Here is a 22,391-nt window from a genome sequence, read left to right on the forward strand (position 1 = left end):
ATAAACCTGTCTCCTTTTCGCCTTCTGCCAAAAGCGGCCTGTAAGACAGAAAAAATCCACCCTAAATAAAAGCTACCCTGCCTTATTTGACCATAAGGCAGGGCATGCGTGATTAGGTTATGTTCGATACGATGTCATCAATGATGGAAACACTCGGCGATGCATCCAAATACTCCTGATACGCTCTCCGCGCATTCACGATCATTCCCTCGTAAGTGAACGATTGCATTTGGTTTACTCTGAGAATTTCCAGAACGTCGCCGTCGCTGGTCCTAGGGAGTTCGCCGGTCACAAATACAACATCGATGGCTGGTCTGCGGCCATTTAGGCCTCCAATATCGCTATGCTTGCGGAGATATTCCGTTACCGCACCTCGATATTTCCGTCCTTGCTTCGTAAGATCATCTACATCTACCGATTTTTTGTCAGGCTTCTTCAGCTCCACAATGACGTGACGCCCTGTCGAAGTTCTGTAGGCGATATCAATCCGTGCACCGGTAGGATTATCAGGCGCAATGTCTTTTAACTCTTTGGTAAGAGTCTGCTCCATAACCTTGCTTTCACCTACCGGCCCCCAAGTCGGGTCAAGTAGCCACAAGTGGTCGAACAAATAGTTTTGAGCAACCTTCTCAAGCGCATCTGTGTTAGCAATTTCTTTTTCGAACTTTTCAATCACCTGCAATCTGGAGCGGGTAATTTCGTGATAGTGGGTCGCTTCAACGCTATCGAGATTCAGAAACAGCCTCTGAAACTCGACGGACAACACATCGGTGACTTTTTCGAGTTGGTCCAGCTGTTTCCGGATTCGTAATTTTTCAAAGCCAACAATCGCACTACGTACCAAGTCTCGCTTGATGTCCTTGTTCTTGGTTTCATCATTAGAGTGCTCAGCCGACAGGATGGGAGTTATAAGTTTCTGGGCTAGCTTCCTATCTCGGCCGTCTGTCAAAGAGGCGTACCATTTTTCCAGCGCCAGCTTGGTGCGCTCATCGTCGCTATCGACATTCTGCTGGCGTCTCCAGTCATCCCACTGGTCCGCAATATCGTCAAGAGTATTCTTCAACCAGGCGCGGACAGCGCTTACCAGAGGATCTCCGGTTTTCACCGATTCCCTGTTTGCCGTTGCCCGGTCAGTTCCATCCATATCGAGAAAGTCCGCATGAATCTCACCAACGATGTAGCTGTTAAACACCTTGGCATTGCCGATGTCCCTCAGCAAGTCCTCTTGGAATACCCGGCCATTGGCGAACAGTGAGATCTGATTGATGTTGTCATCAGTCTTTTTCAAGCTCTTCGGCTTTGCGACAGTGGCGATGAAGCCTCGGAGGGTATAGGCATGGTTTTCGACGACTACGACGTTGTTTATGCGCTTTATACACTCCTTACCACCTTCGTCGATCGCAAGATTCTTGAGTAGAGGCTTTTGCTCGGATCTGGTTTCATCCTCCAAATCCCACCAAAACTGGACGTCTGCATGATACCCGCGATCTTGGGTCGTGATTTCATGTCCATCAATGATTACTTTAAATTTGTGGATATCCCCCAGCACACTGAAACGCCTCGCTATGCGGGGACGGAGAAAACTCTCCGTTTTATCAGTTCCCGCCGTTAGCTTCGAAAGAACGATGCGTGTTCCGGTCTTGTCTCCCCAGTCATAGTCTGTGCCCAGTTTTTCGAGGGAGTATTTCTTGGCTGACTGAATATCTTTCCTGAGTTGTTCGACGTTGATTCGAGCAGAGACCGGAGGACACCCGGCTTTTTTTGACCAAATGTCGATTTGGTCCGCTAGAGAGAACATGGCCAGTTTCCCGATTCCCTTTCGGCCCATCACCGGACGGTCAAGAGTGTCGCTTTTATTGCCTTTCGGTTGGTCTCTGCGGGCATACCCGACGCGAAGGAATCGGGCCTGCAGCTCTCCGTGCCCCATCCCGTGGCCATCGTCCTGAACGATAATCTTGTCTTGCTGAATGTCTACCGTAACGGCATGGGCGTCGGCGTCCCATGCGTTGGCGACGATCTCGGTGACTACGGCGGGCGTGCTGCTGTATAGACCTATCCCCAGGTGATTCAAAACGTTGAGGTCGATTTCCAAAAATAATTCCTGATCCTCAACCGCTTCGACTATTGCATCCATTGCTGTTTTTCCCTGTTGTGTTCGTTTGGGCTTTGGCTGCATGGTTACACAAGTGGATCCGCAATTCAGCAGCGAAGAGCCACTATGAACCAGTTCACGGCGTCCGATCGGATGCGTTTGATCAAGCGGGAGCACACGCAGCCAGAATTGGTCGTGAGGCGCCTGCTCCATCGCATGGGACTTCGATTCCGTCTGCATTCGAAGTCTCTGCCTGGAAGTCCAGACGTCGTCCTTCCAAAGCGAAGGACGGTGGTTTTCGTCCACGGATGTTATTGGCACCGGCATCCGGGATGTCGTTACGCCTCGACGCCAAAAACACGCCAAGATTTCTGGCTACCGAAATTTGCATCGAATGTGGAGCGGGACAGTAGGAAAGCCGAACAACTGCGCGAACTGGGCTGGCGGGTTGTCGTCGTTTGGGAGTGTGAGACCAAGGACGTGATTTCCTTGGATGCTCGACTCAGGAAGGTATTTTTAGTCGATCCTGCTCCTCAAGGTGACGCTGGATGCTCAGGCCAATGATTTCGCCCAACCTTACGGGAGCCGCATTACCAATCATGCGGCCCGCGGACTTGAGCGTGATTTCTTCCGGTGGCATGAATCTGTAATCCGGGGGAAACGATTGCAGTGTGACCGCTTTTCTTAACGATATGGTGCCGCAGTTCAAGGAATGGACTGCGCCTGACTGAGTCACGCATGCCCCGGTCATTGCATTGCTGCCTACACCTGGCTCAGGATCTCGCGGCACCGATCTCGTCAGCCAATGCAGCCTCCCACCCGCCCACCGGTAACGGTGCTCAGGAGACCAGATCATGAGATGCCCTTGCTCCCGGACGTAAGGAGCCGAAAGTCCCGCGTAGAGGACGTTCCCCACAGCTCGCAGGGGCCTTGGTCTTTGATAAAACTCAGCATTCTTGGCGGGATGACGTGGGGAATTAATGAGACTCAACTGCTAGAGGAGACAGATCACGAATGGCCGTTCAATTAAGCTAGATTGCAGGCATGCCACATGCGGCTTAGGCGTCCAATCTTGAGTAATTACTGCGCTACCGGCTGGTTATCGGGCACTCCCGAATGCGGGATAAAAATTGGTTTCGTTGACTCGGAAATACCGACTTTCATGCTAGCAAAGGGCTTCCATTCACCGCCATCAATGGCAAAATGCCTTCCAGCGCCTTGCGAAGCATCCGGGGGGGAGGCAAGTTACCGAGGCGCGAAGGCTCAGCCCCTGCAACCGTTCTATCGAACCCTGTCAACTCATACACCGTCGGAAGGTGTAAGCTTAACCCAATGGTGGCAGCACAGATGGATCAAACCAAAAAGCCTCGCAACACCAATTAACAATTTTACCAAAAATCAGCAGATAAGGAATTTTAATGGCGAAGCAGGGAGAAATGTTCGCACTTATTAGCGACGAACAAAAAATCGAAGCTGAAAAACAAATCATTGAGAGACAAAAAGAAACAGACTTTGATATAAGAGAGTACCCTATCGAAGTAATCGTATCAAAGTATGTAGATAAACTAGAGGAAACCGACAAGGCTGAGTTATTCATCCCAGATTATCAGCGTGAGCTAGTCTGGAGCGAGGAACAGCAAGGTAGATTTATTGAATCCATATTACTTAATTTGCCAATACCATATTTATATGTCGCCGATGTACACACTGGCGAAAACGAAGGTCGCTTAGAAATAGTTGACGGCTCGCAAAGAATAAGAACACTTGTACGTTTTTTAGGTAACGAGTTCAAGCTTGATGATTTGAAAATGTTGCCAATGTTGAACGGATTTTATTTTAAAGATTTCCCAGTCTCACGCCAGCTTAGATTTAGACGCAAAACAATGCGAATGATCGAGTTAATGGAAGTTGATGAAGAGGCGCGTCGCCAGCTCTTTGATCGCCTTAACACTGGCGGAACAAAATTAAAGGATATGGAGCAACGATTCGGCTCACAGGATGGTCCGTTCACTGACTTTGTTAGAAACACTGCTGCCAACCTACGCTTCAGACAGCTCTGTCCTATCAGTGACGTAAGAATCAATCATCGCGACTATGAGGAGATGGTACTAAGATTTTACGCCTACCTACATAGATATGAAGCATTCAACAAGCGGGTCGATGAATTCCTAGATGAATACCTTGACCATATGAACAATCATGATTTTGACCGGGAGGAGCTCCTCACAATATTTGAAAACATGCTTGACTTCGTTCTAAGATTTTTCCCTCACGGATTCAAGAAAGCGTCCAATAATTCTTCGGTACCTCGAATTCGATTTGAGTCAATTTCAGTCGGTGTAGCCCTTGCTCAAGGAATAGCTCCAGGATTAGTTCCCGCTTCAATGGCATGGCTGGCAAGTGATGAATTCAAGACGCTCACTCGCTCGGACGCAAGCAACTCCAGGCCAAAAGTGGTAAATCGAATCCACTTTGTCAGAGATAACCTACTGGGTCGAGAGGTCCAGTATGACCAACAGTGAAATTCTTGTCGTCGAACTCTACGACCTATTTAGACAAAGAAGCGCCGAGGTAAGTAGATACATTGATTTCATAGAAATAATTGCGAACAATCGTTCTGTTTCACTTGCCGGCGAAATTGACGGTGAAATCGCTCCGATTTCAGGAGCTGAGCTCTCACGCGAGCTCACAAAAACATTACGCGCGAACACCTACTTGCTTCTTTACAATCTGGTGGAAGCGACTATGACAAATGCAATTGACGCGATCCACAAAGCTGTTGACGGCGATAACCTGGGTTTTGACCAATTAAGCGGAAACTTACAAAATATCGCACTTAGTCATTTCAAGCGTGCCATCAAAGACAGTCATAGCTCAGCCTTGGATGGAAGAACACACCCGATTGAAATTGCTATAACTAGACTTGGTTATGATAGAGAAAAAATATTCTCCGGAAATGTTGATTGCGCAGAAATAAAAACGACAGCTAAAAAGTACGGTTTCCAAACTGCAGACCCAAACTTAAACGGCCGTCAAACGCTGCGTCAACTACGAGACGTGAGAGATAAAAGAAATGCACTAGCTCATGGGAGGCTATCATTTGAACAGTGCGGGCAAGATACCTCGCCGGAGTACCTTTCCAAGGTTCACTACCAAACTACAGTCTATCTAAGATCCGTGTTATGGTCAATTTCTTCATATCTAAGAAAGAAAAAATATGCAGCACCTACTGCACTACAAGCCTAATTTGGAGAATGATTAAACGAGACAGAACACTCAGAAATACGCTCTAGGATATGAAATCTGTAGTGCGCGCGCACCCGCCCTTAAATCGAGGTTAGCCGTTGACCTCATCGAATGGGCTTCCAATTCAGGCTACACAAGAAAACGCTTCCTGGAAGCCCGGACATATTTCTACCGAAATATAGATCAGCAAAATCCGTGCGAGGGTGTTTTTGGCACCGCCATCAGAGCTGTAAATATACAATTACTCAAAAGACTCGCCAAGACCACTGAATACCAAAGCTTAACGCTAACGTAGAAAGGGATGCTAGAAAGTCTGCCCAGCTTGAAACGCTGGGCTAGCGAGTAATCATCGTTTGGGAGTGCGAAACGATAGAACCATCCTCACTTGAGCTGCGACTCAAGCGAATTTGCTCCTACTACTGATTGGTAGCAAGTTCTTCGAGGTGACGCTGAATACTTAGCCCTATAATTTCACCTAGTCGGACAGGGACGGCGTTTCCTATCATGCGACCGACTGCCTTGAACGTAATTTCCTGAGGCGGCATAAATTGATAAGTTTCAGGAAAGGATTGCAAAGTTGCAGCCTCTCTAAGAGAGATTGCGCGATGTTGCTTCATATCATAGTGACCGAACCGCCCGTTGCCAAATCCATAGCATAACGTCGTCATAGTCGGCCCCGGTTCATCGTGGCGCATCCGACCATAAACACTCGGGTAAGTCTTTCCGCTACTCTTGCGATGACAAGGTGCGCGCAGCCACTCTGGCCAATCTTTCCACGTGCCGCCTGGCGTTGATCGTTTGATGCGCTCAAGATTTGTTGGAGTTAAAGTGGCCGCACGGTGCAGAGGATCCTTCGGATCACACCCACCAGCTTCAAGCTTTGGAAAATGTCCAATTGCCTGTTCTACTGTCACCGGCTTGCCTGCATGAGTCTTCGGAATCATAGCTATGGGACCAAATTTCGAAGCTAACAGTACGTGTCGGCGACGCTGCTGAGGAAGTCCGTAGTCAATGCAGTGGATGGTCCCTGCCCAAATATGGTAGCCCTCATCCTCCAGCCCCTTTACAAAGTCAACATATACCTTGTGCTTGGTAACATCAGGGACGTTCTCCATGGTGACCAGCTCTGGCTTAATGCCTTTGATGAGCTTTTCAAACGAATACAGAAGCGGCCACTTTCGATCAGTGCTGGTATCCCGCCCCTGATTGTAGGTCGAGAAGGGCTGGCAGGGAGCGCATCCCGCCAAGAGCTTGATCCGACCGTCTCGATACCAAGCAGCAACATCGCCAACCTTTACAGACTCAACGCTTTCGGCCACGAATTCAGCGCCGTTGTTCGTCTTATAGGCATACTCGCAATTGCGATCAATGTCGTAGCCAGCACGAACGCTGATACCGGTTTTGAGCAGACCTGCAGTCAGCCCTCCAGCACCACAAAAAAGGTCAACGGCGTCAATAGTATGCATGGGAAAGCCTCCTAACGGAGGTCATTCTAACCGGTTTGGCGCGAAAGATCGAGCACAAACACTGAAAATTTATACAGGGTTTGGCTGGCCTCCTAAACCTGTGATGTGCAGAAGGCAGGGCTCGACGCCCCCCCAAGGCCCCTTCCCCACATATCTCCTGGGCTAAAAACCTCCGTTGAGCCCAGGGTACCCAATGAAATACAGCCCACAAAACCTCATGCAAAGTACATATAAATCAATGCCTTAAATGGAATTTCGACTCTTGGTGCAGCGTCAATCAGGCCGGGTGTCGCCATCAGTCGCGATATCGGTCTTCGACGAATCCTGTGCGTCGCCACGGCAGTCACCATCCTGTCGCCAATTGCCAGGCCAGCAACGGCGGAGGCTGTCGCCAGGCACTGGAAAATCCGCTTGTAGGCGGCCCACGTTCCCTCCCTCAAATGACATAGCGAATGCAGGCAAGCAATTCGGCTGGCAGACAGTGAGCGGGAGAAAAACAAAACGCCTGCGTCAATAGCGAAAGGCCTTACAATACGAAACCCGATTTCCTACAGATCTTTTGCCCATCACTGATACCCAAGAGATAGCCCCGTGAGTGACTCAGATAGCTCGTCCGCGCCACTGGTTGACATGACGAAGCTTGCCGCATCCCTTCAGCGTTTCGCTGATGATCGCGACTGGCAGCAGTTTCACTCCCCCAAAAATCTCATCCTGGCACTCACTGGCGAGGTAGGCGAGCTGTGCGAGATTTTCCAATGGATGAGCGATGCCGACTCAATTTCCGCCGCAACAGATCCCGAAATCGGCCAAGCCGTCAAGGATGAACTGGCGGACGTACTGATGTACCTGGTTCGCCTGAGCAGCGTACTCGGCATTGACCTCAACGAGGCGGTGACTCAGAAACTCGCCTCGAATAGCCGGAAGTACCCCGTAGATAAAGCCAGAAGCAACAGCAAAAAGTACGACCGACTCTGACCAACACGCATCTAAGGACAACCCGTGATCGTTTACGCTGCGACCAAACAGCAATTTCTTAAAGACAACGATAACGATGACATTGAGGAGGTGATCCTCAGGCATTACAAGGAAGCTACCGGCAAGAACGTTGGCTCCTCGGAAATCAGGTCGTGGCAAGGGTCTCTGACGTACATGGCCAAGGTCCTTAGAGATGAGGGCCTCCCGAGCGATGCAGGCCTGGCCATCGAATTGCACATTCCGCAGTCGTCGAAGCGAATCGACTTTCTACTCACCGGTCGCGACGAAAACCAGGCAAAAAAGGCCGTACTGATTGAGCTGAAGCAATGGAGTAAGGCCAACGCCACAACCAAAGACGCAATCGTCAAAACGACATTGGGTGGCGGCCTCATTGAGACCATTCACCCGTCCTATCAGGTATGGTCTTATGCAGCGCTGCTGGAAGGCTTCAACGAGGCAGTGTATGACAAAAGCATTGAAATCCGTCCGTGTGCCTACCTCCATAACTACGTCAGTGACGGGGTCATAGATTCAGCCCACTATGAGCCCCACATCAGCAAGGCTCCGCTGTTTCTAAAAGGCCCGGAAGAGCTCAGTAAACTCAGAACCTTTCTGAAGAAGCATATAAGTCATGGCGACAACAAAGAGGTTCTTTACGAGCTGTCCGAAGGGAAAATTCGCCCATCCAAGGCGCTAGCCGAAGCCCTCGGGGGGTTGATGAAAGGCAAACCCGAGTTCGTATTGATTGACGATCAGAAAGCAATTTTTGAGTCGGCGCTGGCGGCGGCAAGCGAGGCCTCGGACCAAGCACCAAAGGTGATGATCATCGAAGGTGGGCCGGGCACCGGGAAGACTGTCCTGGCTATCAATCTGCTGGTGAAGCTCACCGAATTGAAGCTGATGAGCAAATACGTCTCCAAGAATGCTGCCCCTCGCAAGGTCTACGAAAGCAAACTGGTTGGCACCATCAAGCGCAGCCATTTCTCGAATTTCTTCTCAGGCTCTGGGGCATTCATCGATACTGAGCCCAACACATTCGATGCGCTTATCGTGGACGAAGCTCACCGGCTGAATGAGAAAAGCGGGCTTTATGGAAACCTTGGGGAAAACCAGATCAAGGAGCTGATTGACTCAGCGAAATGCTCCATTTTCTTTATTGATGAAGACCAGCGTGTAACCTTGAGCGATATCGGCAGCAAGCAGGCGATACGCGCCTTTGCAAAAGCCAAGGGTGCTGTGGTTGAAGAACACGTGCTGTCTTCGCAGTTTCGCTGCAGTGGTTCTGACGGTTACCTGGCATGGCTGGATGACACGCTAGGCATTCGCTCGACGGCAAATCCGACGCTTGAGACCCAAGAGTACGAGTTTAAGGTGTTCGACTCACCTCAGGCGATGCATGACGCAATCAACGAGAAAAACCACGGAAACAAAGCTCGTGTGGTCGCGGGCTATTGCTGGCCTTGGTTGAGCAAGAAAGACCCCACCGCTGCTGATATCGTCATCGGTGACTACAAACGCCAATGGAACCTGGATCAAGATGGCAGCCTATGGATCATCGCTGAGAACTCCATCGAGCAGGTTGGCTGCATTCATACCTGCCAAGGTTTGGAAGTCGACTACGTCGGGGTGATCATCGGGCCAGACCTAGTCGTACGTGACGGTAAGGTCGTGACATCCCCAGATGAGCGCGACAAGCACGATAAATCGATTCGCGGCTGGAAAAAAATGATGAAAGAGCAACCTACCCTCGCGAAAAGTGAAACAGACCTGATCATCAAAAATACGTACCGAACCCTGATGACACGCGGGATGAAGGGTTGCTACCTGTACTGCACCGACAAAGAAACTGCGCAGTACTTCGAGAGTCGGCTTAGCCAGCACGGCAATCATTGACGGCATCGTTTGCTAGGAGCCCCTGTACCGGCAAGCGCAGGGGCAACGATCTACAGGATGACCATTTGCTTGATAGATTCAGCGCCGATTCGTTTTTGGGGGCGGTCCTCAAAAAGCACCGTCCATCGGAATCCAGGCCACGCAGCGTTCCAACTGGCATGCCAAGCAAGTTGACCAAACATTTGTTCACCAGCCAAAACAAATAGATACCGACTTGTTTCAGATTACCCCGGCTCAGCTACAGCCCCCCCCGATCCGGTAGGCTACCGCGGCCGGCGATGGCAAAGGATATAACTACCCCACCCGCCCCCTAAACGCATCGTACGCCGATAACGGCAAGTTAATCCCCTCACGAACCGCACAATCATAAGCTTGCTCTTTCCCCTTCCCCGGCAAGTAAACCCCCAAAGCTTCAAGCCGAGCCATCTGCTCGCCCAACCTTAAAGCAAAGCACTCATCCAGCAACCTGGGAGCAATACCAATCACCAGCATCCCAGCCCCAGGCGATTCACTACCAGCACGGAAATAGCCTGCATCCAGCGACCAATTGGCCCCCGTCACCCCCGCCGCAAGCACCTCAACCATCAACGCAATATTGGCCCCACGACCGCCCCCAAACGCCAGCAACGTCCCATGCAATGCCTCTCGCGCGCTGCGCGTTTCATTGCCTTGTGCATCAACCGCCCAGCCTGCCGGTATCGCCTCCCCCGCTTCGGCGGCCCGCACCAGGTTTACGTAGGCCGTGGCGCTGCTAGCTTGGTCAATCGCCAGTAACCGCCCCGTGTCACTGGCGGCGGCAAATGCGATGGGGTTGGTGGAGTACAGCGGCCGGCTCTGGCCGGCCACGGTGAGCAGCGGTGAGCCATTGGTGAACGCCAACGCAACCAACCCCTCGCGCGCCAAGCGACGGGTGTAATAGCCCAACTCGCCGCAGGTGAAGGCGTTGAACTGCGCAAACAGGGCGATACCCAGTTGATGCGCATTGCTGCACAGCGCTGGGAAGGCGCGATCGAACCCCAGTTGCGCGATGCCTCGGGCCGCGTCGCAGCGAATCATGGCCGGCGCGACCTGAGTCACGATGGGCTCGGCCGCCTTGGCAATTCGGCCGCTGGCAAAACCGCTGAGGTAGTCAGGCAAATGGCCGAAACCGAGTTCGTGTTGGCCATGGGCCTGGGCTGATACCGTGGCGTCGGCAAGCGCCGAGGCCACAGCGTGGCTGGCGCCGTGGGCCAGGCAGAGCTGTCGGGCGAAGGTGGTGGCATCGGTCAGGGACAGGCGCTTTTCGGGGTTTTCGTCGTCCATGGTTTCAGTGTTCCCGGATAGTAGGTGTGCCGCAGGCTGAAAACCTGCAGGGGCGGGCTTGCCTGCGAACACCGGCACAGCCGGTGCCAACCACCGCGTTGGATTCTTCGCGGGCACGCCCGCTCCCACAGGGTATGCGGCGCGCTCACGGGCCTTGTTCTCTGCGCGACAGCGCAGCCCGGAGGGCTGGGCAATCTCCCACAGGATTTGGGTCGTTCATTTAGTCATCTTTACTGAATCATCCTCGGCTCACCCACTTTTGCAGCCTCGCGGTCCAGGCCAAACGAGGCGAGGATTTCTGCGATTTCGCCTGAGGCATGCAAGGCCTGGATGTTCTTGCCCAGCGCCTCGCCTAGGGCGGCGTTGGCCTTGGTGTACGGGAAGGCGCTCTGCCCGGGCTCAAGCGTGGCCTTGACCCGTTGATCGGGCTCGGACACCTTGATGCTCTTGCCGGGGTAGCCGCCCTTCTGCTGCGAAGACACGGCCACCGCGAAGCTGTCCGCGCCAACCTGGATGCGCCTGGACGCCAGGTCCTGGGCCATGGCCACGGGGTTCGGGTAGAGCACCAGGTTGTCGCCAAAGGCTTTCTTCAAATCGTCCACCCACAGGTAGCCCTGCACGGTGCCAATACGCTTGCCATCCAGTTCGGAAATCTTCGTGTAACCCTCATCCGAAATGATGCCCATCACGTCCAGGTACAAGGGTGCCGACAAGCCCAACGCCCTGCTGCGCTCTGCCGTGCGATACCAATCGCCAATGCCGACATCGGCGCGCTTTGCCACCACTGCCTGGACGACGGCTGCCGTGTCCACCACCATGGTTTTGACTTTCAGGCATTCGCGCTCGGCGATACGCTTGATGATCTCGCCGTCCACGCCGCTCAACTGGTTGTTCGGCCCCGGTATCGAGTAAGGCGGGAAGACATACGCCGCCACGGTCAGCACACCCGGGGTGATGGTTTCAAACTGGTTCGCGGGGGTGCATTCGGCCAAGGCGTACGGGGCGCCGGCCAAGGTCGAGCACAAGAACATCCAACGGGTAAAACGCTTGAATGAGCGAGTCATGACGTCACCTTTGCAATAAGAGAGCAGCAGCCGAAATCGGCGCGAGTGGATTTGTTGTTATGGCTGGCTGGGGGCCAGTCTTTTTTCCAGCGCTGCCACACCCAGGGTCGCCGGGGCACAGACAGCGGCATACATCAAACCGGCCAGTATCAGCACCGGCATGTACTCGAACGTGGAAGAGCCAATGGAGGACGCCCGGCTGACAATTTCTGGCAGGGCGATGGTGAAACACAGCGACGAGGCCTGGAACATCATGATCGAGAACCCCAGCAGCGATGGCAGCGCCACCCGCAAGGCCTGAGGCAGGATCACAAAGCGCAGCGCGTCGAACCGGTTGAGGCCGATCACTTCGGCGGCCTCGGTTTGCCCTGCGGCCACCGACTCGATGCCACCGCGAATGATTTCACTGGTGTAGGCCGCCGTGCAGTACGCCATGGCCAGCGCAGCAGCCCAGAACGAGGTCAGGGTGAGGTTGACGCTGGGCAGGCCAAAGTAGAAATACTGCAGCAGGATCAACGCCGGTGCGCCACGCCCCAGTTCCACCACCACCAGCGAGGGGTAACGCAACCAGCGGCTCGGCGACGAAACGCCCAGTGCCAGCAACAGCCCCAGCACAACGCCCAGGCCCAGGCTGACGGCCGTCACCTGCATCGACAGCACAAAGCCCTTCCACAACTCCGGCAACCATTGCCCCCACATCGTCAGCAGTTCGCTCATCGGGCAATCCTCTGTTTCAACGTGGCCGACAGCCAACGAGAGAACAAGGCCACTGGCACGCTGAGCACCAGGTACACCACCGCCGCCGCGCTGTAGACGCTCAGGCCCTGAAAGGTTTGCTGTGAAACCTGGTAAGCCTGAAAGCTGATTTCACCAACGCCAATCGTCGAGGCCACGGCCGAATCCTTGAGCAGGCCAATGGCGTAGGTGGCTGAGGTGGGAATGGCGATACGCACCAACTGCGGCAACACCACATCGAAAAACCGTTGCGGCGCCGACAGGTTAAGCACATGGGCGGCTTCGAACTGGCCGGCGGGAATGGCCGCGAAGGCACCGCGGTACACCTCGGACATATGCGCCGCCGTGATCAACCCCAGGCCAACCACCGCTGCGGTAAACGGCGACAGGCTGATATAGCCGCCACCGATGCCGAAGAAGATGAAGAACAGCCAGACAATCGGGGGGATTGAGCGCAGGGTCAGCACCAGCATGGCAGCGAGAATGCTCAGCACCTTGAACCTGGACATGCGCAGGGCACAGATGGGAAACCCCAGCACTACGCCGACGCAGAATGCGAGCACGGTAACGGCAATGGTCCAGGGTATGCCGTTCAACAGCATCATCAGGATGTCTTTCATCAGCGATTCCTCACTGCCTGAAGGAACTGGATCACCCGTTCATGCTCGGGCTCGCGCATCACTCGCTGGCTCGGCCCGTGTTCGATGATGCGCCCGTCAGCCATGACCACCACCCGGTCGGACACGGTTTCGGCGAAGTGCATCTCGTGAGTCACGACAATCATCGACATGCCTTCGCCGGCCAGCTCTTTCATCACCGCCAGCACCTCCAGGCCCAACTCGGGGTCCAGCGCCGAGGTCGGCTCATCGAACAGCATCAGCTCAGGGTCCAGCGCCAGGGCGCGGGCGATGGCGATCCGTTGCTGCTGGCCACCAGAGCAGCGCGCCGGATAATGCTGGGCCTTGTCAGCCAGCCCAACGCGTTCGAGCAGTTGCATGGAGCGGGCGTCGGCTTCTTTGGCGCTGCGGCCCAAGGTGCGGATTTGCGCCAGGCTGACGTTGCGCAGCACCGTCAAGTGCGGGAACAGGTTGAACGACTGGAACACCATGCCAATGCGCCGGCGCAACTTCAGCAGCTCTGTACGGGGCAACGCCTTGCCAGCTTCGATGTGCACGCCATCCATGCTGACCCGCCCCTTGGTCGGCGGCTCCAGTTGGTTGATGCAGCGCAGCAAGGTACTTTTGCCCGACCCACTGGGGCCGATAATGGCCACCACCTCGCCCTTGTTCATTTCAAAACACACGTCGTGCAAAACGGGGTAAGGGCCAAACTGTTTATGAATGCCTTCCAGGCGCAAGAACGGTTCGGCGCTGGCCACCGGGCGCGGCGCCAAGGTGGGTGCGGTTTCGATCACAGTCATGCTGCTCATGGTTTTGCTCCAGCTATCGATCGCCGTCGACCAAGGGTGTGCGCGAGAGTTTGATCGGCCCGTTGGCGCTGATCAGCACCTGCTCTTCGAGCTTCACCCCTTCCCCACCACCTTGCTCACCGATGTAACTTTCCACCGACACCACCATGTTTTCCTCGAACAGGCCGTCGTACCCCCACTCGGCAAAATCCACCGCGTAGGCGACGCTGGGGTACTCGTCCACCAGCCCGACGCCGTGCAGCATCATCATGTAGCGGTTGTGCTCGAAGCGCTGGGGCACCGGCCAGCAGCGCTCGGCGAACTCCCGAAAGGACAGGCCCGGGCGCAGCAGTTCGACGTTGTGGTTGATCTGCTGCGAGGCGATGTCCAGCAAGTCGCGTTGGGCCATGGTCGGCGCCTTGCCGGGGCAGATGAAGCTGCGCGAGATGTCTGAAAGGTAACCGCCGGGCCCGACCATGTCGGTGTCGAAACAGACCATTTCACCGGCCTTGATGACCTTGTCGGTGGCGTCCTGAAACCACGGATTGGTGCGCGGCCCGGAGCTGAGCAGGCGGCTTTCGGCCCACTCTCCGCCGTGCGCGACGTTGGTGCCGTGCATGATGCTCCACAGCTGGTTTTCAGTAACCCCCGGCACCAGGCTTGTGCGCATCCGGGCGATTGCCAGGTCGCACACGCCCATGGACACCCGGTGGCTGGCCACTTCTTCAGCCGATTTGATCAAGCGTGCCTGCTCCATCAATGGCTGCGCATCGAACAGTTCAATGCCTTGGTGTGTCAGGCGCTGCGCGCCCCAAGGGTCGCAGCGGTCGACCGCCAAGCGGCGATTGCCGCCACCGTGGCGGGCCATCAGGTCCGCCACCTCCTGTGCCCAGCGCTCGGCTTTTTCCTGCACGCGGGGGCCCGCGAGGAAATACAGCCAGGGAATCGCCGGGCGAATTTCATCGATGGTTTCAACGTGCTCGCTGTTGTGCCGGCTGCTGGTGAACTCGAACAGCACCACCGGGCCGTCGGTGGCGACGAACACATAGCGGCTGGGCGAGTGCATCACCCACAAACCAAGGTTATTGGTGTCGGTGGCATAGCGAATATTGATCGGATCGGCCAACAGAATGCCGGCGTAATCCTGGGCGCGCAGTTGCTCGCGAATGCGCTCCAGGCGGTAATGGCGCAAGGCTTTGCGATCGATGGCGGCATACGCATCGAGTAACGCCGTGTCGACCGGCGCGATGGCATGTTCAGTGACCTTGGCATCACTGCGAAAGCGCAGGTCGCGTTCGGTTAACGCCGTGAGCAGCTCAATGGAATCAGAACCCGTTTGCATGCAACAACCTCCGCTGAGTCAGACCAACTTTCGGGGCAGTAACTAAAAGGTTTCTAAATCTGGTGACGGCTGTCTTTATTGTTGTGGGCGACGCAGGGCGGCTAGAGGTCCTTGACCAGCCGCAGGGCATCGTAGATGGCCGCATGGGTATTGCGCGACGCCACTGCATCACCAATGCGGAACAGCTGGAAGCGCCCTTCGGGGTTGCTGACAACGGTTTGCGGCTTGCCGACAATCAGGTCCATGTACTCCAAGGCACCTTCGTTGCTGGCCAGGGGTTTGAGGTCGAAATACAGCTCGTCCAGCGGCCGGGTGCCGTGGTTGACCACCACCTGATCCACCAGGCGCGTTTTGGTCAGGTCGCTGTAATCGGTGCCGATCGTGGCCAGCAATTGGTCGCCTTGTTTCTCCACGGCCTTGAGCCGGTAGGTGACGGTAAAGGTGGTGTCCAGGTGCTGTAACGCGCGCATGTAGGGCACCAGGTTCATGCCCATGACTTCTGGCGCGAACGAGCGGTCGGGGGTCATGATTTCTGTCTTGGCGCCACTGCGGGCTATGAATTCGGCGGCTTGCAGGCCGGCGTGGTCGCCCGCATCGTCGTACACCAGCACATTGCGCCCAGGCTTCACGTCGCCGGAAATGATGTCCCAGCTTGAAACCAGAAACTGATTGCCGTGCTCCAGCACTTCGGTGTGCGGCATGCCCCCGGTCGCCACGATCACTACGTCGGCATTTTCATCGAGCACAATCGCGGTGTCTGCCCAGGTGTTGAAGTGGAACCTCACGCCAAGGCGCTCGCATTGCGCCATGCGCCAGTCGATGATGCTGATCATTTCCTTGCGCCGCTCGGACTGTGCGGTCAGGCGAATCTGCCCGCCGGGTTTGTCCGCCAGCTCGTACACCACCACCTCGTGGCCGCGCTCGCCTGCCACACGTGCCGCCTCCAGGCCGCCAGGGCCGGCGCCGATAATCACCACTTTGCGCTTTTGCACAGCCTTGGGTATTTCATGAGGCATGGTGGTTTCACGCCCGGTCGCGGCGTTGTGGATGCAGTAGGCCGCGCCTGCGTTGTAAATGCGGTCCAGGCAATAGTTGGCGCCTACGCAAGGGCGGATATCGTCTTCACGGCCTTCGATGATCTTGCGCACGATGTGCGGGTCGGTCATGTGCGCGCGGGTCATGCCGACCATGTCCACCAACCCCGAGGCAATGGCATGACGCGCCGTGGCCACGTCGGGAATTTTTGCTGCATGGAAGGTCGGGAAGCCGGTCAGCGTCTTGATTTCGCCGGCAAAGTCCAGGTGCGGGGCATTGCGCATGCCCTGGATCGGGATGATGTCGGTCAGCCCGGCGTCGGTGGCGATGTTGCCGCGAATCACATTGAGGAAGTCGATCATGCCACTGTCTTTCAACAGTTGAGAGATCTGCAAGCCCTCCTCTTTTTGCAGGCCACCGGCGAGCACTTCGTCCCCGGTGTAGCGAATGCCGACAATAAACTCCGGGCCCACGCGCTTGCGAATGGCCGTGAGCACATCGAAGGTGAAGCGCAGGCGGTTTTGCAGCGAGCCGCCGTACGGCCCTTCCAGTTCGTTGGTCAGTGGCGACCAGAACTGGTCCATCAAGTGGCCGTAGGCTTGCAGCTCGATGCCATCCAGGCCGGCGGCCTTCATGCGTTCGGCGGCATCGGCATAATCGCGAATGATGCGGTCGATGTCCCACTGTTCAAGCTGCTTGGGGAAAGCGCGGTGGGCAGGTTCCTGATTGTGGGAGGGCGACACCACCGGTAGCCAGTCGCCTTTGTCCCAGCGGGTACGCCGGCCCAGGTGAGTGAGCTGGATCATCACCGCTGCACCATGTTCGTGGCACTCGTCGGTCAGGTCTTTCATCCAGCCGACCACTTCGTCCTTGTAGGCCAGAATGTTGTTGAACACGGGTGGGCTGTCACGGGAGATCGCGGCGGAGCCTGCGGTCATGGTCATGGCTACGCCGGCTTTGGCACGTTCAACGTGGTAGGCACGGTAGAGTTTTTTCGGCATCCCGTCTTCCGGGTAGGCCGGTTCGTGGGACGTGGTGATGATGCGGTTGCGCAGGGTCAAATGCTTGAGGCGATAAGGCTGAAGTAGCGGATCGTTTTTCATATCGGTCTCGCAAACAGGTCATCAGGCACGCCGACAATATGCCCGTATGTACACAGGTGTCAATACTCTTGACGATGGTGTACAGTTGCCACAAAGCGCACATTGAAAAGGGAAGAAATGCCCATGAAAGGAACCACCTCAAAGGCGGAAGCAGCAGGCCGAGGTTCACTGGAAGGCTGGCTCAATGCGGCCTATGAAAGCCTGACCGAGTCAGGTGTGGATGCCGTGCGCGTGATGCCGCTGGCCAAAAAACTGAATTTGTCGCGCACCAGCTTCTACTGGTTTTTCGAAGACCGCGATGCCTTGCTCGTGGCCTTGATCGAGCAATGGAAAAACAAGAACACCTTCAACCTGGTGACCAAATCCCAGGCCTATGCCGAGTCCATCACCGAGGCGATTCTCAACGTCTTCGACTGCTGGCTGAACAGCGAATTGTTCGACTCGCAATTCGAGTTCGCCATGCGCAGTTGGGCGCTGCAGTCGCCGGAAGTGGCGCAGGAAATCGGCCAGGCAGACGCGCAACGCGTCGAGGCATTGCGGCAGATGTTCGACCGTTTCGGCTTTGAACACGATGCTGCGATTACCCGCGCCCGTTCCATCTACCTGACGCAAATCGGTTACATCAGCATGAAAACCCGGGAGCCCCTGGCCCAGCGCATGCGCTACATTCCCGAGTACCTGAAGATATTCACCGGCAGGGAGCCGGAAGCCCGTGAGCTGGAGCGCTTTTATCAGCGCAACGGTTTTAGCGGCGCCGATTTGAAGGTCTAAAAACACCGGCTCAAAAGTCAGTCTCTTTGAAGATACGGGGGTTCATTGCAAGCTTCAGGGTCTTGCGCACCTGTGGGCACGGGTTCACCCGCGAACAGGGGCGCAACCCGTGCCATCCCCTGGCCGCCTTACCAGCTATAACTCACCTTCGCCGTCACCTCACGCCCCGGGTTGTAGTAATTCGCCGTCCCCGACCCCACCACATGCTGCTCGTCAAACAGGTTGCTCACATTCAGCGCCAGGTCGGTTCCTTTGGCGATCTTGTAGTTCAGCGCCGCATCAAACAACGTGGTCCCATCGCTCTTCTTGGTATTGGCAGCATCCATGTAGTACGCCCCCACATACCGCGCGCCCAGGCCGACGCTCACGTCAGTGCCAGGTATGTCGTAGTAGCTCCACAGCGATGCGGTGTGTTTGGGCGCAGTCGTGAACTCATTGCCCTTCAAGGAAGAGCCGTCATACAGCGACCCGCGCAGCACCTCGGACTCCATGTAGGAGTAAGCACCAATCACGCTGATGTCTTGCGTGACTTGTGCCTTGGCTTCCAGGTCAAGGCCACGCACGCGTGACTCGCCCACCGTCTGCTGCTCGATGATGCCGCTTGGCAACACCACGGCAATGGTGACGTTCTCTTGGGTCAGGTCATAAACAGCGGCGGAGAAGAGTGCGTCCATGCCCATGGGCGAGTACTTGATGCCCACTTCGTATTGCTTGCCGGTCTGCGGGGTAACGCCCACTTGCGGGGGCGAGACGGACTCCACCATGCTCACGTAGGTCGACACTTCATCGTTGACGATATAGGTCAGTGCCGCGCGGTAGGAGGTTTCGGAGAAGTTGTCCTTTTCCGTCTGCTCGCCACCGATGTATTCCTTGCTCGACAGGTCCATCGAGTCGTTACGCACGCCTGCGGTCGCGATGACGCGGTCAAAGAACGACAGGTTCTGCTGCAGGAAAACCGCCTTGGTGGTGGCGTCATTCTTTTTGCGGGTATAGGGCGTGATGCCGCCGGGCACGCCAGTGAATACCGGGTTGGCGATGTCGATGGAGGGCGCCAGGCCGTAGACCGAGCTCTGTTTGGTCGTCGAGTCGAGGTACTCGACGCCCACCAGCGTGCTGCTGTCGATGTGCTCGAACTGGGCATCGTACTGCAGCATCAAGTTGCCATTGAGCTGGTCGGCATCGCTGTCGGTGCCGAAGACGTAGCGTGGAATGGTGGTGCCAACACGCGAAGCGTTGTCGCTCAGGTAGACATAGCCGAAGTCATCGGTCAGCTCGCTGTAGCGCAGGTTGCTGCGCAGGGTGAAGCCGTTGTCGAAGTCGTGGGTAATGTTGCCGCTCAGGCTGGTGCGCTCGACATCGTGGAAGTTGTAGCCGGGCTCGCCGTAGAAGTCACTGCGGTCGTACTCCTTGTCCAGCGGGTAGCCACCGCTGTTCGGCGAGCTGTTGGTCTTCAGGTAATCCAGCACCACCGTGGCCGAGGTGAAGTCGGTCGGCGCCCAGGTCAGGCCGCCCATCACGAAGCGGTTATCGTCCTGCGAATGGTCGTACTCGCGGTCGCTGTTCTGCATCTTGGCCGTGAAGCGGCCGGCCAGGGTTTGTTCGTCGTTCAGTGCATCGCCTACATCGATCCCGGTTTCGGCATGGTCATAGGAGCCGTAGGTCACGTAGCCTTGGCCAAACTTCTCGAAGCGCGGTTGCTTGGTCACGAAGTTGACCGAGCCACCCGGGTCTGCCGGGCCGAACAGGGTGGAGTTGGCACCCCGCAGAATTTCGATACGCTCGTAGGCGTAAGGGTCTTCGCGCACACCGCGCATCGAGCTGAGGGTCAGGCCGTCTCGGTAGGTGGTGGCCTGGAAGCCGCGGATCAGGAAGTAGTCGTTGCGGTCGTCCGAACCGTAGTAGTCGCTGACCACGCCGGGCGTGTACTGCAGCGCCTCTTCGGTGGTGCTGACGCTGCGCTGCTGCATTTCCTTGTTGGTCACCACCGACACGGACGCGGGCGTGTTGAGGATGCTGGTCGCTACCTTGCCGCCAACCCACAGCTCCTTGGCAACCACCGAGTTGGCGTCATCGTCGGCGCTGGCCTTGACCTTGGCATTGATGATGACAGGTGCCAGGCGGTAGTCCTCGGTCGCGCCCAGTTCCAGCGGGCCGGCAGGCTTAGGCTGCGGTATTACCAGGTACGCATTGGGGCCCTGCGGCTCAAACTGCAACTCGGTTCCGCGCAGCAGCGACGACAGCGCCGACTGTGTATCCAGCGCGCCCTGCACCCCGTTGGTATTGCGGTCGGCCACGTTCTGCGCATCGAACGAAAGGCTGATACCCGCCTCGCGCGCAAAGCGGTCCAGTGCCGGCGCCAGCGGGCCCGCGGGAATGCTCCATTGCTTGAGCGGGCTGTTGTGATCAGCGCTCAAAGGCTGTGCAAGCGACGGCAGTGCGTAGGTGCTGACTGCCAGGCCCAACAGTGCAGCATGCAGGGCACGACTCAAGGGGTGGCGCTGTGGAACCGGGGTAAAACTCATTCTCTCGCTCCGTGTCGGGGGTCGGCGGGCTGGCCTGTAATCCGGCCTTCTCTACATGCCGAACGAGAATGAGAAAACACCTCATTTATTTTTACACTAGGCATCTTGCGCGAACCACCCGCCTACCCCGATACGAAACCGCGTGGTGGATGGCCTAGCGTTGACCCAATCGTTGCAGGGAATGGACGGCACACGGCCTGCGAAGCGAGCTTACCCCGATCGACCTGCTTGACCTCAGGGCGCATGGCGTTCTTGGCCATTTCGCCAAGTCGTCCCGCAACGCCCAGCGCTACGAGAGGCAGCAATACCCCGCCCAGGTGTGCGCGGCCTTGGTCTGTATGCCTGTCGAGGCCCTGGCTGCTGGCGCCACGAGTCCCCCAACTGCCTCCGACAGCCCCGCCAGCGAAACAGCCAGCACCCTGGCCCCTGAGGGCTGATCAATTACATCTGGCGCAATCCCTGTAGCGGCCTTGTGTCGCGCATGTCATTCATGGCGCCGGGGCAGATTCGTCACCATCCTGTTCGGGAGCAGCCGACTGCAGCATGTCCATGATGAACCGCTGCGTTTCCGGCAGCTGCTTGCCGAACACCTCATCCAGTTCAGGGGCGACCTGGATTTCGCCTGCACACAAATCCCTTGCAACCTGGTCCTGGTAACGCTTCACAAAGCGTTGCCGGATGTCCCGCGCTTCGGGGTTATCGCCGTGAACCAGTTCTTCCAGTAGCCCTTGCACCGCCCGCATGAACACCAGGCTGCGCTTGTATTGCAGCTGCCTCAGCCTGGACTGCTCGAGCGCAGCTGCATAATGCATGTCCATCACCTCGAGCCTTGCCTTGAGCAACTCATTACTGCTCTGCAAGGCTGCAAATGCTTCGGACTCGCTAGCCGTCGGTTTAGCCTCAGCGCGCTTGGCCGCGCCGGCGACCTGGGACAATTGCTGGTACATCAGGTCGATGATGGTTTTCTGGCGCTGCACAACAGCCCGAAGCTGCACCGCCTCCTCGAAGTACTGCCTCACGTACCCCCTGAGCGGCTCCAGTTTCTGGTTGGCACATACCACCCCTGCGTCCCAGCCTTGCGCATAGCCTTGAGAGCGCCCCTCGTCGAAGCCCTCTTTACGACCTTGCTGGCGCCCCTGACTGCGCCCGACATGCAGGTTGGAGATTGCATGATCGAGCGACCCGGTATATCCACCATCCAGGCCGCCGCCCGCTCTACCCGTACCCCAGTTATTGTCCATTTCGCCATCTCCCTGGTTCGACGCGTCCCTAAAACATGCGCCGCTAGATTCTGGTCAATGCCAAACCCGATACTGTCGACGGGGTTCAACGCATGATCTTTACCTCGCTCCCAGCTGCTTGCTGGGCCTCGGCCTGAGGCAAGGCAAAGTTGCCCAGCCGAGTGCCACGCAGTAACGCCACGCAAACCTGTATGCG

At 56.2% G+C, this 22,391-nt stretch carries 19 protein-coding genes; 7 read left to right on the top strand and 12 right to left on the bottom strand.

Going from position 1 to position 22,391, the window contains the following annotated elements; all coding sequences use genetic code 11:
• Positions 1-112 precede the first annotated feature (112 nt).
• A complete protein-coding gene (locus I8746_RS19855; RefSeq protein ID WP_259674173.1) occupies positions 113-2,332 on the bottom strand; it encodes an ATP-binding protein in 2,220 nt (739 codons plus the stop codon).
• On the opposite strand from I8746_RS19855, the gene I8746_RS19860 reads away from it, so the two are divergent.
• Complete coding sequence (locus I8746_RS19860; RefSeq protein WP_221100963.1) at positions 2,219-2,656, top strand: very short patch repair endonuclease; 438 nt, start codon at positions 2,219-2,221, stop codon at positions 2,654-2,656. The two genes, I8746_RS19855 and I8746_RS19860, sit on opposite strands and share 114 nt — an antisense overlap.
• Here the strand turns inward: I8746_RS19860 and I8746_RS27650 are convergent.
• Positions 2,595-2,948, bottom strand: a complete 354-nt coding sequence (locus tag I8746_RS27650) for a DNA cytosine methyltransferase (protein ID WP_409078015.1) — start codon at positions 2,946-2,948, stop codon at positions 2,595-2,597. The genes I8746_RS19860 and I8746_RS27650 overlap by 62 nt on opposite strands.
• Before the next feature lie 562 nt (positions 2,949-3,510).
• On the opposite strand from I8746_RS27650, the gene I8746_RS19865 reads away from it, so the two are divergent.
• The 3 genes from I8746_RS19865 to I8746_RS27655 all read left to right on the top strand — a co-directional run bounded on the left by I8746_RS19865 (position 3,511) and on the right by I8746_RS27655 (position 5,608).
• Positions 3,511-4,614 (top strand): DUF262 domain-containing protein, encoded by a 1,104-nt coding sequence (locus I8746_RS19865; protein WP_221100964.1) that lies wholly within the window; start codon positions 3,511-3,513, stop codon positions 4,612-4,614.
• Positions 4,601-5,338 (top strand): MAE_28990/MAE_18760 family HEPN-like nuclease, encoded by a 738-nt coding sequence (locus tag I8746_RS19870; RefSeq protein ID WP_221100965.1) that lies wholly within the window; start codon positions 4,601-4,603, stop codon positions 5,336-5,338. Before I8746_RS19865 ends, I8746_RS19870 begins: the two co-directional genes overlap by 14 nt.
• Before the next feature lie 111 nt (positions 5,339-5,449).
• Entirely contained in the window at positions 5,450-5,608 is a 159-nt protein-coding gene (locus I8746_RS27655; RefSeq protein ID WP_221100966.1) for a hypothetical protein, read from the top strand.
• A 146-nt stretch (positions 5,609-5,754) separates the two neighbouring features.
• Here I8746_RS27655 and I8746_RS19880 read toward each other — a convergent pair whose 3' ends face one another.
• Complete coding sequence (locus I8746_RS19880; protein WP_221100967.1) at positions 5,755-6,804, bottom strand: DNA cytosine methyltransferase; 1,050 nt, start codon at positions 6,802-6,804, stop codon at positions 5,755-5,757.
• A gap of 591 nt (positions 6,805-7,395) precedes the next feature.
• On the opposite strand from I8746_RS19880, the gene I8746_RS19885 reads away from it, so the two are divergent.
• Positions 7,396-7,779 carry a nucleotide pyrophosphohydrolase gene (locus tag I8746_RS19885; RefSeq protein WP_221100968.1) on the top strand — a complete coding sequence of 128 codons (384 nt, stop codon included), beginning with the start codon at positions 7,396-7,398 and terminating at the stop codon, positions 7,777-7,779.
• A gap of 24 nt (positions 7,780-7,803) precedes the next feature.
• Entirely contained in the window at positions 7,804-9,672 is a 1,869-nt protein-coding gene (locus I8746_RS19890) for a DUF2075 domain-containing protein (RefSeq protein ID WP_221100969.1), read from the top strand.
• Positions 9,673-9,966: 294 nt separating this feature from the next.
• Here the strand turns inward: I8746_RS19890 and I8746_RS19895 are convergent, their stop codons facing one another.
• The 7 genes from I8746_RS19895 to I8746_RS19925 form a co-directional block, all read right to left on the bottom strand.
• A complete protein-coding gene (locus I8746_RS19895; protein ID WP_221100970.1) occupies positions 9,967-10,974 on the bottom strand; it encodes an Ldh family oxidoreductase in 1,008 nt (335 codons plus the stop codon).
• 230 nt (positions 10,975-11,204) lie between these two features.
• Positions 11,205-12,038: an ABC transporter substrate-binding protein gene (locus tag I8746_RS19900; RefSeq protein ID WP_221100971.1), complete on the bottom strand. Its 834-nt coding sequence runs from the start codon at positions 12,036-12,038 to the stop codon at positions 11,205-11,207.
• A gap of 57 nt (positions 12,039-12,095) precedes the next feature.
• Positions 12,096-12,755, bottom strand: coding sequence for an amino acid ABC transporter permease (locus I8746_RS19905; RefSeq protein WP_144180677.1), 660 nt, complete (start codon positions 12,753-12,755; stop codon positions 12,096-12,098).
• Entirely contained in the window at positions 12,752-13,393 is a 642-nt protein-coding gene (locus tag I8746_RS19910) for an amino acid ABC transporter permease (protein WP_192907651.1), read from the bottom strand. Before I8746_RS19910 ends, I8746_RS19905 begins: the two co-directional genes overlap by 4 nt.
• On the bottom strand, positions 13,393-14,202 hold the full coding sequence (locus I8746_RS19915) for an amino acid ABC transporter ATP-binding protein (protein WP_192907650.1): 810 nt from the start codon (positions 14,200-14,202) through the stop codon (positions 13,393-13,395). The genes I8746_RS19910 and I8746_RS19915 overlap by 1 nt, the downstream gene beginning before the upstream one ends.
• Positions 14,203-14,215: 13 nt before the next feature.
• Entirely contained in the window at positions 14,216-15,523 is a 1,308-nt protein-coding gene (locus I8746_RS19920) for a Xaa-Pro peptidase family protein (RefSeq protein ID WP_014592431.1), read from the bottom strand.
• 101 nt (positions 15,524-15,624) lie between these two features.
• Positions 15,625-17,661, bottom strand: coding sequence for an NADH:flavin oxidoreductase (locus tag I8746_RS19925; protein ID WP_004576153.1), 2,037 nt, complete (start codon positions 17,659-17,661; stop codon positions 15,625-15,627).
• A 123-nt stretch (positions 17,662-17,784) separates the two neighbouring features.
• Between I8746_RS19925 and I8746_RS19930 the strand changes: the two genes are divergently transcribed.
• Positions 17,785-18,432: a TetR/AcrR family transcriptional regulator gene (locus I8746_RS19930; protein WP_129932622.1), complete on the top strand. Its 648-nt coding sequence runs from the start codon at positions 17,785-17,787 to the stop codon at positions 18,430-18,432.
• A 128-nt stretch (positions 18,433-18,560) separates the two neighbouring features.
• Here the strand turns inward: I8746_RS19930 and I8746_RS19935 are convergent, their stop codons facing one another.
• Positions 18,561-20,954, bottom strand: coding sequence for a TonB-dependent siderophore receptor (locus I8746_RS19935; protein WP_221100972.1), 2,394 nt, complete (start codon positions 20,952-20,954; stop codon positions 18,561-18,563).
• 488 nt (positions 20,955-21,442) lie between these two features.
• Entirely contained in the window at positions 21,443-22,195 is a 753-nt protein-coding gene (locus I8746_RS19940) for a hypothetical protein (RefSeq protein WP_221100973.1), read from the bottom strand.
• Positions 22,196-22,391: the final 196 nt, after the last annotated feature.

This window comes from Pseudomonas sp. USTB-Z (genome assembly GCF_019691255.1).
GTDB classification, from domain to species: domain Bacteria; phylum Pseudomonadota; class Gammaproteobacteria; order Pseudomonadales; family Pseudomonadaceae; genus Aquipseudomonas; species Aquipseudomonas alloputida.